A 13,206-nucleotide genomic window follows, 5' to 3' on the forward strand; every position below is an offset into this window, starting at 1 on the left:
CCTCGGATCCGTGCAGCCAATCAGCGTGCATCCGGTCACGACGACACCTGCCCAGTCCACGGCAAATGCAGACCGTCGCCAGCCCTACGCGGAACGTAGTGAATGTGAACGTGATCGACCGTTTGTGTCGCCGCACTTCCCGACGAGGTAATCAGATTGAAGTCTTCGTCTCGACCGATGGCGTACGCGTGCGCGGCCCATATAGCTCGGCGAGCGTGGGCGTTGGTGTAGCAGTCCCCGTTGCGGTGCTCGACATGGTTGCTCGGGACGAACAACATGTGTCCCAGCGTCACAGGGTTGAGCGGTTCGAACTGCATCACCGCATGGTCAAATTCGGAAGGTGTGAATTCGACGGCCCGGCGTCTGGCACAGAACGGGCAGGCGTCGCGCACCTCTCGGGGATATTCGACCAACTCTTGACGATCGTTCTCGCTCATGCTGTTTTCCTATCGCTGTCGTTACAGGTGAACAGTTCGTTGCGCTTCGCGGTAACGGCGGCGTCCGCTTCTTGGGCTGTCTTGTATTCGCCAACTCGGATAGCAAGGCCGTGATGTCTGACTTGAGCGAGCCAAAGGCCGAGGCGTTCGTCCCAATAGACGCCGCGAATGCCGGACCTACTGTTGGCCTGTGCTCCAGATCGGTTTTCGGCGTTCCCCTTGGGCGTGACCGCCCGGAGGTGACTTGGGTTGACGCATGTCCTGTTGTGGCATTCGTGATCGATGTACATGCCGTTTGGAATGCTGCCGTTGGCAATTCGGTAGGCCAGTCGGTGTGACGGCCACATGCGACCTTCATGCTTGAACCTTCCATACCCTCGTTCGGATATGTACGCGGTCCAGTTCCAGCATGTCGCAGTCTTTTCTACCTTCGACCAGAATCTCTTCTCCCAACCTGGACGACTCATGACGGTGTCTCCAATGCTTGTCGGGTGGGGCAGGGCATTATTTCGGCGCACTCACGGCAGTAGGTCTGGTCCGAGGGCGACGGGTATGGCGTGTGCAGTGCTTGGACTCGCTCGACAGCCGCAACCAGGGCGGTGGCGATGTTGAGCGCCTGCCGTGCTGCATCCATCGGACTTGCCGTCGGGACCGCAAGGCTTACACGGCTCGGCGCGAGAACCACACGCACATCCGCCAGTTGCGCTTTCGTGTGCTCAACATCCACCCCAGTCACGAGGACACCAATTCCTCGCAGTCGCAACCGGTGTGGTCGCTCGCGGGCAATCCGCAGCAGCAGCAATTCTCATCGGTCAGAATCGTTTGATGTTCGGCGCAGCCGTCTTCCCGGTAGCAATGACTCGCCGGATCAAGTATGTCCACACTCATGCTCACCCCTCCTCGGCCGCAACGAACGGGGCGAAGTTCTCGTCCACCATCGACGGGAGGCAATGCTCTCCGTCGCTGAAATGCCCGTCCTCACATTCGTTTCGAACGCTCAACAACGAGCCGCCCTCGTTAACCCAGGTGAAGGCTGGGTGTCGGTCTTTGCTGCGGAATACGATCCCGATTGGTACATGCCCGCATGTCTGCCACGGTCCGGTTTCGGTGGGGGCAGGGACAACCGGCGAGGAAGCGGGATTCTGCCACCTGAGACCTCTGCTGTCGGCGTGGACGCCGGCATGTCCAGCGGGGAGCACGCACGGATGCATGTCCCCACCGCCCGTGCACGGCCCCTCCGCTTTCGTCTCCTCCTCGGCGGGTTCGGCAGGGGCGGGTGGGTAGCCCCAGGCGCAGCCGTTCGCCGCATGCCGGCCGTCATGTCCGGGCACCAGGGCGCAGCGCTCGCGGAAGATGCTCACGGACTGGCAACGCTCCTCTGCGGGTTCAGTTGCCGGGAACAGGGCGCGGAGACGTTCGTGTGCAGCCTCAAACGCTGGTCCGCCGCGCTCCAACTGACCAAGCACGATCTTCACGTCTTCCACCTGTTCGGCGGTGAGTGCCATACCGCCGGCAGGGATGTACTCCCAAGTTCCGTATGGACTCGGAGTGATCTTGATGTCGGTCATGAGCTCTCCTCGATTCCGTATGCGGCGTGGATTTGGGCGATTGCTTTGGCGAGTGTCTTCGCGACCTTCGCTCGGTTGAAGTCGGTGTCGGTGCCGAATTGTTGGACGGGGTCTCTTTGCTCGACTTCGACGTCACCCATCGGTGAGACGACGACGATTTTGACGATGGTCATTTCGTGCTCCATTCGATTTCGAGCCAGAGTGCGGGTGGTTGGCCTTTGACTGCGTCGTGGATGACTGGTTCGGGTGTCGAGACAATGCGGCTCGAGTCGTCGGCGACCATGCCGTAGCCGACGTGGACTTTGGTGCCGCGCTTGGTTTCTACGACTCGGTGGGGTGTGAGTCCGTCGACGAGGGCTTTGACGGTTGCCATGAGGTTTCCGGTGTCGCGTGCTCGGTTGTCTCGTGGTTGGTAGTGCAGGGTCGCGGTGAGGTGTGCGACGTCTTTCGGGAGTTGTGCTGCGACTGCGAGTTTCACGATGTCGGAGCGAAGTTGCTTGATCACTCGCGCTTTTGCGAATCGGGCGCCTTTGGTGWTTCCGCCGTCGTTCATGGACAGCGGCGGTTTTGTGTACGGGAGGTGAAGTGTGGCTGTGTTCGTCATCGGCTCTTCGCCACCTTCTTGATGGCCTCGGCGTGGTCCTCGAATGCCTTGACGATCTGTTCGTGGAATGCCTTGTGGTGGTTTTCGTTGACGACGATCGCGCCGCATGCGTTGCAGATCGAAAGTTTGGTGAACAGTTCGGGTTCGTTAGCCATATCCAGTCCTTGATTGCTGGGGCCGTGCGCAACGGTGGCGCACGAACAGGGTGGGGTTAGGGGGCTTGCTTGCCTGCTGCTTGTTTCGCGTTCTTGGCGAGGACTGCGCGGACTTGAGCCATGCCGCGCTTGGCTGTGTCGACGATGTTCGGATCGTGGTTGCAGACGGTGGTCCCGAAGTAGCCGCGGTCGTCGCACATTCCGCATTCGTCGATGGATTCCTGAATGAGTTCCGCTCGCCGTCGCGCGGCTTCGGACTTGATGCGCTGCCAGTCGGCCGCCTCCTGCGCTGCAGTGGCTTCGAGGGTTCGTCTGGCGTCGGCGCAGCCGCGGCACGGAGGCGGATTCGGGTCGGTGAGATGCCGTTCGCACCGCGGCCCCAACTCCGAAGATTCGATCGAGGGAGCGTCGATTTCTCGCGTGCTACTTAGGTGAGATACCTCTACAACTTCAGTTATCTCTTTATGTAACTGTCTATGTGGTTCTGCGACATTTTGCGACAGTCGCGCGACATTTTGGGTCTGTCGACGCTTGTCCGCGATCCGATCCCGATCCGCCTTTCTCTTCCTGACCAGGCGTTCCAGTGCCTCATTCCACTTGAACCAGGCCGGTACGTCGTACCCCAAACCGTCCTCAGTTTCGACGATGATTCGTTCACGAATCAGCTCATCAGTTCGCCGAGAAACGGACGACAAACCGAGCTTTTTCAGCGCACTTTTTGCGATATATCCGGACGTTTCGTTGTCGGCGATGTACCCGCAGATCCGCGTGAGAAGGGTCTGCGCCTTCTCGGAAACACCTTCGTCGTCGAGGTCGATGTAGTACTTCGACGACAGTGCGAACCACTCCATTTACGCCGACCTACTCATCTCGGGTGGGGTTTCATGTCCCGACATCAGGCACGGATTGCCTGCCGTGTCGTCGTGCTGCCTCATGCGCCACGAGCTGCTGACCGCGATCCATCGCCAGCAGACCGGGCATTTCTCGGTCTCCATGCCAAGTCCTTTCAGGAGTCGGGTGTCAGCGGGATCTGACCTTCGGTGCCAATCTCGGCGAGCCGCGCTGTCCAGAGCTCGAGCAGACGACCACGATGGTCGGCCAGATCGAATGTCTTGAGCTGTGCGCTGATCGCGTCGAGTTCGGACTTGTCAGCTGCGTTAGCGATGAGTGCCGCGATGTCGTCGGCCTGCTCAGTCGTAATCACCGGTGGACCGTCAGGCAGCGGGTCCACGTTGTACGGCGCGCGCTTGCCCCGGGTGACGGTGAGTGCCAGCGTGAGTCGCTTGCTGATGTGCGACATATGACTGACGCGAATGCCGCCGACATCCTGACCGCCGAACCTGACGGCAGGATCGCGGTACAGCGACATCCTTCTGCCGGCGTATGCAGAAGCCTCTGCGCCCCAAGCTGCAACGAGGATTCGTCGAACGGTTTTGCTGGGTCGGAACGGACGGCCAGGGAACTCCACAAGGTGGATGTTGACCGGCTGCTCAGATGAACCCTTGGTGACCTTCTCCACCGTGACTATGCGCGGGCCGGCGAGGAGGTCTTCTGCGTTGAGCTGGTCAGATCGCGGCGCGATTGATTCTGTGAGATCCATGGTCAGATCACCATTTCCATTTCGATGACTCGTTCAGTCAGGGGAAATCCGTCGACCGACTCTTCGTAGGTGCGGATCATTTCGGCAGCGTTCGCTTCGAAGGCGTCGACTGCAGCGGTGATTGCGTCGAACCAACGCTGATCCGGGAAGACGCGCTTGACCCACAGGTGCATGCCGCCGGAGTAGCTGATGTAGTCGATCCACTTGCGGCCGGACACCAGTAGCCCGCACTGCAGTTGAGCCATGTTCTCGGCCGGCGGGTGACCGGCGATCACGGTTTCAACCTGCTTCTTCTGTCGACGAGACTTGACCTCGATCAGTCCCTCGTCGCCGACTACCCCGTCTGGTGAGTAGCCGAGCCTGACGCCGTTGTGCTCGCGGATCATGAACCCGGTCTCGCGAACTGGCACGTCCATCCACTCGGCGTACTTGTCGCGCGCCCTCGGTTCGTCTTCGATACCGCGCAGCATGTCGTCGCTGATGTACGTCGGATCAGTCCAGTTGGTGATCCGTTCGGCGACGAGAAGGGCTGTGACACTGCGCGATGTGTCATTCCTTGCGGTCTCGAACACGATGCTCGAGGTACTGCGGCGTGCGACCTCGGCACGCTCCGAGTGCAGCGTCTTGATTGTCGTGCCGGCCTTCACCTTGCTGCGGCAGGCATCGTTCGCCGGTGCATCACACGCCGGGCAGGCATAGTCGATCGCCGTCAGTGATCGTGTGGTGATGAGGTTGCCGACGACAGATGCCGTCACAATCCCGCGGCGCTGGTCATGCCACTCGTCCGTGCCCTGCTCGATGTCAGGGAGTTCGATCAAGGTTGGTGCGGTCACTGATTCACTCCTGTCAGAGCCTCGATGGGGTGCAGTCCGCCATAGACGTGCTGCCAGACATCCTTTGAATTGAGAACGTCGACGGTGAGTTGGTAACAATCGACGCGAATCTTGTTGCCTTCACAGGTCGTAACGATTCGGTTGAATCCATCGGTATGCTCACTCATCGTTGCCACTCCGGTGCGTCGTCTCGGGGGTCGTGCTCATGGAAGGGATCAGGATCGGCGGGCAGACATTCCTCGGAGAACGGATCCACGTCCGGATCGAGATGTGAGGTCACTGCGGCGCCCCTTCCAGGTAAGCCAGCGCCTTGATCTCGTCCATCCGGAAGCCCGACCAGTGCGCAACTTCCTGTCCCGACTCGACGAGGACCACAGGCATTGACGAGTAGCCGAGATCGATGCACTTCTGTCGGCCGGAGTCATCGGCAGTGACGTCGACGATGACGTAATCGATTCCGTGCTTGTCGAACTCACGCTTGGTGAAATCGCACTGCTTGCAATCGGGCTTCGAAAATAGGGTGACGTTCATCGTCGGCTCCAATCGATCATGAGGTTGTCAGGGTGAGTGGCCCAGATGTTGGCGCYGTACTGGACGTTCACGAGTTGCCGGCCTTCCCTGTCGACGCTGCGGATAATGCCGGGCTCGGTTTCGAGAGTTGCTGGGTGCGTGTAGATCACCGGCTTGCCGATGCATACGATGGCTTCGTTGAGCTTCATTCCGGCTCTCCGTCCCTTGCCGAGCCGAACGCCTCGCGACGTTCGGATTCGATGCGAGCGAGCTTGAAAGTGGCAGCGTCTGCCTGGCCTCCGAACACGCAACTGGGGGCACAGGGAGCGGACCGCAATTTGCTGCAGGTCTCGCACTTCCATGTGATGTAGTGCTTCACCGGTTCGGCCGGCGCACGCTCCGGGAAGTGTTCGACACAGTCCGCGACGAGGCGGTCGTAAGCGTGATCGACCTGCTCGCCGATTTCCTGGTCGTACCAACTCGGGCTGTTGACCGGATCCTGCAGCGGGTCAGTCACTTCGCTGCCTTGGGTGCACGCTTGGCGGGAGCCTTCTTCGCTGCAATACGCTTCGTCGGTGCACGTTTCGCAGGCGCCGCCGCCACAGCCTTAGTCGGAGCCTTCTTTCGCGGTGCGCGCTTCGGCTTCTCWGGTTCGGATTCGGGCGTCGGGGCGAGGAATTCGGCCCACTCTGCAGACTTCTCCTCGTATGGAGTCATCGATCGAACGGGCATGATGATCCCGATGAAGTGCTCACCCACCATGACGACAACGGCCCTCGACGGTGACGTCGCACGTATTCTCGCGCTATCGCCCGGGTTCCATGCTGCGCCCTTGAAATCAGCGAAGTAGTCCGTGTTGACCGCCCAGTTGTCGACGTCTACCGAAGCCTTCATCTGATCAGTGAGAATGCGTGTGACGTCGGGGAATTCCTCGCTGACCAGATCAACGGTCACGCTCCGCCCGTATCCTGCGATGGTGAGTGACGAGCCCTCGACCTTGACCTTGAGCGGCTCCAGCTTGGACCGGGAGCGGCCGCCGTTCAGCATCTTCAGAAGAAACGTCGCGGTGCTGCGTTCGAGGAATCCGAGCCGCCCGTCAATGCCTTCGAGATCCTTGACGTCCAGGCGCAGCAGGCCGAACCGGAATCGGTCCGTACCGGCAACGACGAACTGACGCTTGGTGATCGACAGGTCGATCCCGCACAGCATCGGCAGGGTCGAGTCCTTGCCGGCGAACTTGAGTCCGATCGTGAGAGCCTTCGCGAGATCGCCGCGAGTGATTTCAAATGTGGTGCTCATGCTGTTGCCTCCGTGGTCCATTCGATGCGCTTCATTGCGTTGCCCCAGCCCTCGTGGTTGCCGACGTGGCCGGCGAGCTTGGCGCAGGTGAGATCTGTTCGCGTTCCGTGCGACTGGCGGCACGGGACGCCGCGGCCATTGCAGGGCTGACCGGATTTCGTGCACTCGGTGGTGTGGATGTGCTCGCTCATGCCGCACCGCCGATAGGTGCGATCGAGTAGAGCCAGACCATCGCGACCGTGAACGCGGCGGCACCCACGATGCAGACCACGTAGACCCACCACGCGACCTCCGGGGCCTCGATGATCGTCTGCTCGGCGCGATGCTTGCCGACATACTGCGGCTCGGCGCGCTGCGGCCGAAGCTCCCAGAAGTCGGCGATCTTCGAGTCAGTTGCGTTGTCTGGCGGGGTGTTTTGGGTATGCGTCATCACGAAATGTCCTTCGCAGGAGAAATGGGAGTGTGAGAAGTTTGGGCCGGTGGCGTCGGGTTGCCGGCCATCTGGACCGGCACGGTCCTACAGTGGTGACGCCACCGGAGTCATTGGGCTACATCGGGATAGCGGCTCGGAGGGCGCCGAGCGCGGAGATGAAGTCACTGTCCGCTTCGATCAGTGCGAGCATCGCGACCGTCTCCTCCTCGTCGGTACGCGGACCGGTCGGGCAATCGAGATTGTGTTGCGCTGCAAGTCGGGCATCCTCGGCGTCGAACAGTGACCGGACCGCGGACTCGGCGAGCTGACGCTGCATTGCGGTGGTGGCGATCATGCTGCTGCCTCCTGGTCGCGAAGTCGCTTGCGAATCAGGTCGATTCCGCGAGGAGTGATGCGAAGCGTGTAGTGATTGCACGAGCCCCAGGTGTGATTGACGACCGTCTCGCGCGCCTCGAAGTGCGGCGCGAAGTCGGAGTAGTGGTCGTACAGAACATTGCCGCAGGTCGCATGCTTCACGAAGATCAGCTTCTCGGCGAGCAGGAAAGCTCGGAGCTGCTTCTCCTTCATGCCGAGGATCTTCGCAGCCTCGCCGACGAGTCGACTGCCGGCTGATGCGGTGAGGTAGTTCTCCGCGAGTTCCGCCTTGGGCTCGAGCTCGGCCACGCGCTCGGTAAGTGCAGCCACGCGAGTGGCTGAAATCGAGAGGGCCTGGTGGATCAGTTCGTCGTCGGTGAGGGCCGGCGTCGTGGAGTAGGTGCCGGTGTCCCGAATTGCTGGCCAAACCTCGTGAGTGAGGAAGCGGCGGAAGCGGCGAGCTTCGGGCTTGCGGGAGTCGAGGACGAGATCGGTTGCGCCGTTCTCAGAGACGACATTCATCCGGCGCGTCTGCCCGCCTGACCTGATATCAGCAGTACTGACATCAGCCTCGTCGAGTCGGCTTACCGCCATAGCGGCATTGCCGATGTCGAGTGCGTTGCAGATGTCGGCCGCTACTGCCCAGCGGCGACCGACAATATCGACGGTGCGAATCTCGGTCGACCCATAGTTGAACAGATTGAGTTCACTCACTTGGCACCCCCGTTGATGAAGTCGTTGTAAGCGGTCTCGGCATCGCGGGTCTCATTCCTGGCGTGCGCCAGGTTTTCGGCGGCGTCAGCAAGGTTGGCCTGCGCGGCGAGGTAGATCTCCTCAGCTTTGCCTTCGTCGATCTGAATGAAGGTGAGCCTCGTGTGAAGTGAATCCTCGGTGACCTCGGTCGCCGGGGTAGCCGAAGCATCCCCGGCGCCGGGTCCGTCTCCTACGCTGTGAGCGCCAGCATCATCAACAGAAGGAGAAGAATTGTGGAGCCGTTTCAGCACTACATCCCCGAAGAGGGCAGTGTCACCCGTGCTCTCGTGCGGCATTTGAACGAAATGATCGCCCGCGGTGAGCCTGACCCCGATGTCATTCACGTTGCACTCACGGGGCTCTTGGGCGCCGTCGGCCAGATAGAGGCTGCCGGCWGGCGCGACTCTGGCAATTAGGCGAGCGACCATTCGCGTCATCTGATCTGGCGCCTCAAGTGAGACACCCATCAGGTGCCCAAGGGCCACAGCGTGTTGAGTCGACTGTCGCAAAGTTGAGGTAGTCTCAGTCATTAGATTCCTTTTCGTGAGGGTGATCGATTGGCCGTCATCTGTTCCCGCAGATGGCGGCTTTTTCATGCGGTCTGGTTGAACTGTTCATGCTCTTCGATGTACCGCGAGATCTCAGCGTCAGAGACCTTGCGACCCCGGCCGATTCGCACACATTTAAGTTCTCCGTTGTTCCAGAGTTCGCGAACCGTGATGGCGTGAATTCCGAGAAGTTCGCCAGCTTGGACCGCAGTCAACAACCTGGTTGGTGTCACCAGCGATCGCGTGCTCATACCGCGGCCTTCAGCCGAGTCGATCGAGCCTGGGCGATCTCGAATGCTTCCCCCAGGCCCAACCCGGTGAAGCCAACGAGCCCGGCCATGAATGCGGGGCTAGGCGGAATCTCTTCCTTGTCCACGCGAACCAGAGTCGCGCGGCTTACGCCGATTGCTTGAGCTAGCGCGTCATCCGAGGGAATTCGGTGCATTTCACGAACTCGCTTGAGCAGTCCCGGTTTGACTCGCAGAGTGGCGGGCATACCGTCACCTCCCAATCTTTGTTGCATTTATCCACACCATGTGGCGATGTGATGAAGAGTGCCACTAGGTGCGTCTAATTGCAACAGGGTGATTCAGCGAATTTGCGTTGCGTTTGGCAACATTGCAGCTAGAGCCACTTGCGCTTGTATCAGAAGTGAGGCAGTATGCAACACATGAACGCATCGGTAACTTGGCTAGAACTGGTACAGCAGGGCGATTCCGTTCGCAGTGTCGCCACACGCGCTGGCGTCGACAACAGCACCCTCAGCCGTCAGATCAAAGCAGGCGAGATTCGCTCAGACATGGTTATTCGCATTGCACGCGGACTGGGGCTCGATGTGATCGATGCGCTTGTGGCATCCGGGCATGTCACCGCAGAGGAAGCCGGCGTAACACGGCCATCCTCGACACTGCGGCTCGCCACCGACCAACAGTTGGCAGACGAGATCTTGCGTCGACTCGAGTCGGCACATGACCGGGTTTTGGACGACCCACTCAACATTCCAAGAACCTCTGACAACGTCCACGAGTTGACTCTGCGAAATAAACCTCTGGAGGTTGACGACGAGGTCGACATTCTCGACCTTCCCTATGTTGCCCATGAGCCTGACGAAGACATAGATGAGGATGACGACGAGTCGCGGTACGACATATAAGGGGAAACGTGGACCACCTGTACGAGGTCGCAAGAAACATGGGTGTGACCGTGGTGGAGCGTTTCCTGCCGGGGCAGCAACGTGGACGGTACGTGCATTCCAAAAAGTCAATCGTGCTCAACACTCGGCTTCATTCTCGCCAGAAAGCGCACACATTCGGCCATGAACTCGGACACGCGCATTATGGACATGAGCACGATGAAAACCCCGGCTCAGTAATCGGACTCCGCCAGGAACGCAAGGCCGATGAATTTGCGGCGAGGCTCCTCATAAATTCGTACGACTACGAAGTGACCGAGCGAATGTATGGACCGCACGTACCCACACTCGCAGTACAGCTGGGTGTTACCGCTCCAATGATTTACGCCTGGCAGTCGATGCAAAGGCGAAACAACCCACGCGTGAGATAGGAACACCATGGCGAGACAACAGCTTCCACCTCAAATCAAGAAGATTGAGCTTGAGAAGAAGGAGCGAGGGAAGCCTGTCGTTCGATATCAGTTGACGGTCGATACCGGAATTAATCCTGAGACTGGACGTCGGAAGCAATTCAAGAAGCGATACGCCACCGAGGCGGAAGCGCGCGACATGCTCGCGACTATTCAAAGCGACGTTGTCCGCGATGTTCATGTGCACGCATCAAGCCTCACCGTCGAGAAGGCTTGTGCTGACTGGCTTGCCGGCCGACGAGTGAAGCCCACAACCCTGAGTGCATACACGCATGCCCTACAGCCACTTAGGGATCGACACGGAGGCCTATCGGTTCAGAAGCTCACGAAGCGCGACCTCGACGATCTTGTCACCGACCTAACCACCGGCGAGTTCAAGAAGTCGGACGGCGAACCAGCCCGAAAGTGGACCGCCAACAGCATCAATCCGATGTTGAATCTGGTCTCTGCCGTGCTTACAGGACTGATGAAGCAGGGCCTACTCGTACGTGATGTTGCACGGCTGGTCGACCGACTCCCCCGGCCGAAGAAAGAGATGAAGACCTTCACCGAACACGAAGTGCGAACCTTGCTGGCGAAGGCCGAGTCCGACCGGATTGGCCACGCTTGGCATCTCGCTTTGTCTGGACTTCGACGTGGAGAGGTGGCAGGCCTCCGATGGCCGGACGTCAATTTCAGAGACAAGACGTTGACTGTTGCTCACAACCGAGTCTCAGTGAACGGAAAGGCAGTTGAGGGAGATCCGAAGACTGACAAGTCCGCCCGCACCCTTCCTCTGACGCCTGCGCTCGAGACATCACTGAAAGCGGCCAGAAAACGGCAAGCAATTGAGCGCCTCGCACTTGGCGAAGCCTACGGCGCTGGGACCCACGTCGTATGCGACGAAGCCGGGAATCCGTATCACCCGGACACGATTTCGACGTACTGGCGAACCATCTGCAAGTCGGCCAAAGTCTCGGCGATTCGACTACACGACGCACGCCACACGTGCGGGACACTCATGCACCTGCAAGGGGTCCCGATCGCCGTCATCTCAGCATGGCTTGGGCACGCCGACTCGGCATTCACCATGCGCACCTACATGCATTCGCAGGACGATGCGCTAAAGGCTGCCGCCGCGAGTTTGCAGTCACTTGTGACAATCCGTGACAATTTCGGCTCTCTCTGACCGCACGAAAAAGGGCACCCACCATGCTCGCGCTGGTAGATGCCCTATTCGATGGAGCCTCCTGTCGGGATTGAACCGACGACCTTTCGCTTACAAGGCGAATCTGCAAGCGAAGGGGGGCGAAGTCTAGCGTTGTGACCTGCGGGTTAAGGAAGTGGAACGAAGGGCGAAGAAGCCCAGGAATGCGCGGGTTGTGACAACTCGGTGACAACTCGGCCTAGGGAACTCCCGCACCGGGGTGGTGTGGATCGTTCTGCACGCGACGGTGAGTCAGGCAGTTACTTGCACAGGAAGGCTGCGGGCAGAACATAAGCGTCAATGCCTGCCGGCCTGCCGCCTGCATGCAACCCAGGAATCAACGTCCGCTTCGTCGAAAATCAATGGAGACGAGTTCGCATTTCCAGCCTTCCACGCCTTTGAATATAGTTCGTGGCCCTCCACCCGCAGGGTACGGATTCGCTGCGGCGAATGGCCCGTGCGCGCGCTCACTTGCCCGATTGTCAGGCAACCGTCGGGCGCCTGTGATCRCCGAGGTCGCGGCCTTCCGTCAACCTCGCCAACTTGACTTGGTGAGGCATACCGCGATGGGAAGTCCCTCGCTGGCTCATCGAGCGCGAGCGTGCGGACAACGTCCTCAACGATGGGCCGAAGGATCTCACGAAGGAGTTCAATTGTGGATTCATCAACTTCGATTGAATGCTGGTTTGCCATCCCTAAAGGCTCCTACTGCGAGTTTCCGTAGGCAACCGACCACGAAGCTATGCATCGCCGCCACGCACGGGCCTCGCTCAATAGCGGCTGTGAGATACGCCGAGTCTCCGATACGTACGGTCCGTCTGGTTTGATRCTGAAATGAAGAAGATTGTCGTCGGACTTGCCGTTACTGTCACGCTCTCACTTGCATCGTGCAGTGCAAGCGAGTCGACCCCGCCGACTGCGGAGACTGTAGCTTCGTCGATTGCCGCAACAACCACCCCGACTCCAATGATCCGCGTCAAGCAGGTGGGCGAGAAGGGGAATGCCGGTTGCATAGGAGATGGCAAATGTGACATCGAATTCACGGTCACTGACATCACCAGATCCGCCCCCTGTGTGGAATATCTGAAATACGTCGACAGCTCTGCGTCCAATATGGACCTGGTGACCGTCTCAATGGAGGTTATCGCCGAACCTGTATTTCAGATCCCCGAGGTTAATGGGGTATTCCTTCGCCAGTACTGGTCGGTCATTGGCCCGGATGGTTTCACCACCAGAGAGCCTGCCATCGCGGCTGCGTGCGGCGGAGAAGGAAGTGCGGGGATCAGATTGACTGATCGCTCTTTGATTCCAGGCTCAGTGAATC

General features: G+C 59.6%; 26 protein-coding genes. 5 read left to right on the forward strand and 21 right to left on the reverse strand.

What is annotated here, in order from left to right; genetic code table 11:
* Window positions 1-35: 35 nt before the first annotated feature.
* Entirely contained in the window at window positions 36-437 is a 402-nt protein-coding gene (locus tag AC1D1Y_RS24935; protein WP_477684706.1) for an HIT domain-containing protein, read from the reverse strand.
* A complete protein-coding gene (locus AC1D1Y_RS24940) occupies window positions 434-904 on the reverse strand; it encodes an HNH endonuclease (RefSeq protein ID WP_477684707.1) in 471 nt (156 codons plus the stop codon). Before AC1D1Y_RS24940 ends, AC1D1Y_RS24935 begins: the two co-directional genes overlap by 4 nt.
* Window positions 905-1,005: 101 nt before the next feature.
* Here AC1D1Y_RS24940 and AC1D1Y_RS24945 point away from each other — a divergent pair, with 101 nt between their 5' ends.
* Window positions 1,006-1,263 carry a hypothetical protein gene (locus AC1D1Y_RS24945; protein ID WP_477684708.1) on the forward strand — a complete coding sequence of 86 codons (258 nt, stop codon included), beginning with the start codon at window positions 1,006-1,008 and terminating at the stop codon, window positions 1,261-1,263.
* Window positions 1,264-1,327: 64 nt separating this feature from the next.
* Here AC1D1Y_RS24945 and AC1D1Y_RS24950 read toward each other — a convergent pair whose 3' ends face one another.
* The 19 genes from AC1D1Y_RS24950 to AC1D1Y_RS25040 all read right to left on the reverse strand — a co-directional run bounded on the left by AC1D1Y_RS24950 (window position 1,328) and on the right by AC1D1Y_RS25040 (window position 9,590).
* On the reverse strand, window positions 1,328-2,005 hold the full coding sequence (locus AC1D1Y_RS24950) for a hypothetical protein (RefSeq protein ID WP_477684709.1): 678 nt from the start codon (window positions 2,003-2,005) through the stop codon (window positions 1,328-1,330).
* Complete coding sequence (locus AC1D1Y_RS24955; RefSeq protein WP_477684710.1) at window positions 2,002-2,178, reverse strand: hypothetical protein; 177 nt, start codon at window positions 2,176-2,178, stop codon at window positions 2,002-2,004. The genes AC1D1Y_RS24950 and AC1D1Y_RS24955 overlap by 4 nt, the downstream gene beginning before the upstream one ends.
* Window positions 2,175-2,378, reverse strand: coding sequence for a hypothetical protein (locus AC1D1Y_RS24960; RefSeq protein WP_477684711.1), 204 nt, complete (start codon window positions 2,376-2,378; stop codon window positions 2,175-2,177). The genes AC1D1Y_RS24955 and AC1D1Y_RS24960 overlap by 4 nt, the downstream gene beginning before the upstream one ends.
* A 227-nt stretch (window positions 2,379-2,605) precedes the next feature.
* Window positions 2,606-2,764, reverse strand: a complete 159-nt coding sequence (locus AC1D1Y_RS24965; protein WP_477684712.1) for a hypothetical protein — start codon at window positions 2,762-2,764, stop codon at window positions 2,606-2,608.
* A gap of 56 nt (window positions 2,765-2,820) precedes the next feature.
* Window positions 2,821-3,615 carry a hypothetical protein gene (locus tag AC1D1Y_RS24970; RefSeq protein ID WP_477684713.1) on the reverse strand — a complete coding sequence of 265 codons (795 nt, stop codon included), beginning with the start codon at window positions 3,613-3,615 and terminating at the stop codon, window positions 2,821-2,823.
* Window positions 3,616-3,770: 155 nt separating this feature from the next.
* Window positions 3,771-4,364, reverse strand: a complete 594-nt coding sequence (locus AC1D1Y_RS24975; protein ID WP_477684714.1) for a hypothetical protein — start codon at window positions 4,362-4,364, stop codon at window positions 3,771-3,773.
* A 2-nt stretch (window positions 4,365-4,366) separates the two neighbouring features.
* Window positions 4,367-5,197 carry a lambda exonuclease family protein gene (locus tag AC1D1Y_RS24980; protein WP_477684715.1) on the reverse strand — a complete coding sequence of 277 codons (831 nt, stop codon included), beginning with the start codon at window positions 5,195-5,197 and terminating at the stop codon, window positions 4,367-4,369.
* Entirely contained in the window at window positions 5,194-5,364 is a 171-nt protein-coding gene (locus AC1D1Y_RS24985; protein WP_477684716.1) for a hypothetical protein, read from the reverse strand. The genes AC1D1Y_RS24980 and AC1D1Y_RS24985 overlap by 4 nt, the downstream gene beginning before the upstream one ends.
* Before the next feature lie 109 nt (window positions 5,365-5,473).
* The gene (locus tag AC1D1Y_RS24990) at window positions 5,474-5,728 is read right to left on the reverse strand and encodes a glutaredoxin domain-containing protein (RefSeq protein WP_477684717.1); all 255 of its coding nucleotides are present in this window, start codon (window positions 5,726-5,728) and stop codon (window positions 5,474-5,476) included.
* The gene (locus tag AC1D1Y_RS24995; protein WP_477684718.1) at window positions 5,725-5,916 is read right to left on the reverse strand and encodes a hypothetical protein; all 192 of its coding nucleotides are present in this window, start codon (window positions 5,914-5,916) and stop codon (window positions 5,725-5,727) included. The genes AC1D1Y_RS24990 and AC1D1Y_RS24995 overlap by 4 nt, the downstream gene beginning before the upstream one ends.
* The gene (locus AC1D1Y_RS25000) at window positions 5,913-6,224 is read right to left on the reverse strand and encodes a hypothetical protein (protein WP_477684719.1); all 312 of its coding nucleotides are present in this window, start codon (window positions 6,222-6,224) and stop codon (window positions 5,913-5,915) included. Before AC1D1Y_RS25000 ends, AC1D1Y_RS24995 begins: the two co-directional genes overlap by 4 nt.
* Window positions 6,221-7,006: a hypothetical protein gene (locus AC1D1Y_RS25005; protein WP_477684720.1), complete on the reverse strand. Its 786-nt coding sequence runs from the start codon at window positions 7,004-7,006 to the stop codon at window positions 6,221-6,223. The genes AC1D1Y_RS25000 and AC1D1Y_RS25005 overlap by 4 nt, the downstream gene beginning before the upstream one ends.
* Window positions 7,003-7,197, reverse strand: coding sequence for a hypothetical protein (locus AC1D1Y_RS25010; protein ID WP_378540059.1), 195 nt, complete (start codon window positions 7,195-7,197; stop codon window positions 7,003-7,005). Before AC1D1Y_RS25010 ends, AC1D1Y_RS25005 begins: the two co-directional genes overlap by 4 nt.
* Window positions 7,194-7,436, reverse strand: coding sequence for a hypothetical protein (locus AC1D1Y_RS25015; RefSeq protein ID WP_477684721.1), 243 nt, complete (start codon window positions 7,434-7,436; stop codon window positions 7,194-7,196). The genes AC1D1Y_RS25010 and AC1D1Y_RS25015 overlap by 4 nt, the downstream gene beginning before the upstream one ends.
* A gap of 118 nt (window positions 7,437-7,554) precedes the next feature.
* Complete coding sequence (locus AC1D1Y_RS25020) at window positions 7,555-7,773, reverse strand: hypothetical protein (RefSeq protein ID WP_446836902.1); 219 nt, start codon at window positions 7,771-7,773, stop codon at window positions 7,555-7,557.
* The gene (locus tag AC1D1Y_RS25025; RefSeq protein WP_477684722.1) at window positions 7,770-8,507 is read right to left on the reverse strand and encodes a phage antirepressor; all 738 of its coding nucleotides are present in this window, start codon (window positions 8,505-8,507) and stop codon (window positions 7,770-7,772) included. The genes AC1D1Y_RS25020 and AC1D1Y_RS25025 overlap by 4 nt, the downstream gene beginning before the upstream one ends.
* On the reverse strand, window positions 8,504-8,974 hold the full coding sequence (locus AC1D1Y_RS25030) for a hypothetical protein (protein ID WP_477684723.1): 471 nt from the start codon (window positions 8,972-8,974) through the stop codon (window positions 8,504-8,506). Before AC1D1Y_RS25030 ends, AC1D1Y_RS25025 begins: the two co-directional genes overlap by 4 nt.
* 164 nt (window positions 8,975-9,138) lie before the next feature.
* The gene (locus AC1D1Y_RS25035; protein ID WP_477684724.1) at window positions 9,139-9,345 is read right to left on the reverse strand and encodes a helix-turn-helix domain-containing protein; all 207 of its coding nucleotides are present in this window, start codon (window positions 9,343-9,345) and stop codon (window positions 9,139-9,141) included.
* Window positions 9,342-9,590, reverse strand: a complete 249-nt coding sequence (locus tag AC1D1Y_RS25040) for a hypothetical protein (protein ID WP_477684725.1) — start codon at window positions 9,588-9,590, stop codon at window positions 9,342-9,344. The genes AC1D1Y_RS25035 and AC1D1Y_RS25040 overlap by 4 nt, the downstream gene beginning before the upstream one ends.
* Window positions 9,591-9,755: 165 nt before the next feature.
* Here AC1D1Y_RS25040 and AC1D1Y_RS25045 point away from each other — a divergent pair, with 165 nt between their 5' ends.
* The 4 genes from AC1D1Y_RS25045 to AC1D1Y_RS25060 all read left to right on the forward strand — a co-directional run.
* A complete protein-coding gene (locus tag AC1D1Y_RS25045) occupies window positions 9,756-10,247 on the forward strand; it encodes a hypothetical protein (protein ID WP_477684726.1) in 492 nt (163 codons plus the stop codon).
* Window positions 10,248-10,255: 8 nt separating this feature from the next.
* Window positions 10,256-10,657 (forward strand): ImmA/IrrE family metallo-endopeptidase, encoded by a 402-nt coding sequence (locus AC1D1Y_RS25050; protein WP_477684727.1) that lies wholly within the window; start codon window positions 10,256-10,258, stop codon window positions 10,655-10,657.
* A gap of 7 nt (window positions 10,658-10,664) precedes the next feature.
* Window positions 10,665-11,864 (forward strand): tyrosine-type recombinase/integrase, encoded by a 1,200-nt coding sequence (locus AC1D1Y_RS25055; RefSeq protein ID WP_477684728.1) that lies wholly within the window; start codon window positions 10,665-10,667, stop codon window positions 11,862-11,864.
* Window positions 11,865-12,716: 852 nt separating this feature from the next.
* Window positions 12,717-13,206: hypothetical protein (locus AC1D1Y_RS25060; protein ID WP_477684729.1), on the forward strand; the 490-nt coding region annotated here is incomplete at its 3' end.

The sequence above is a fragment of the Polaromonas sp. P1_G1 genome (assembly GCF_056405595.1).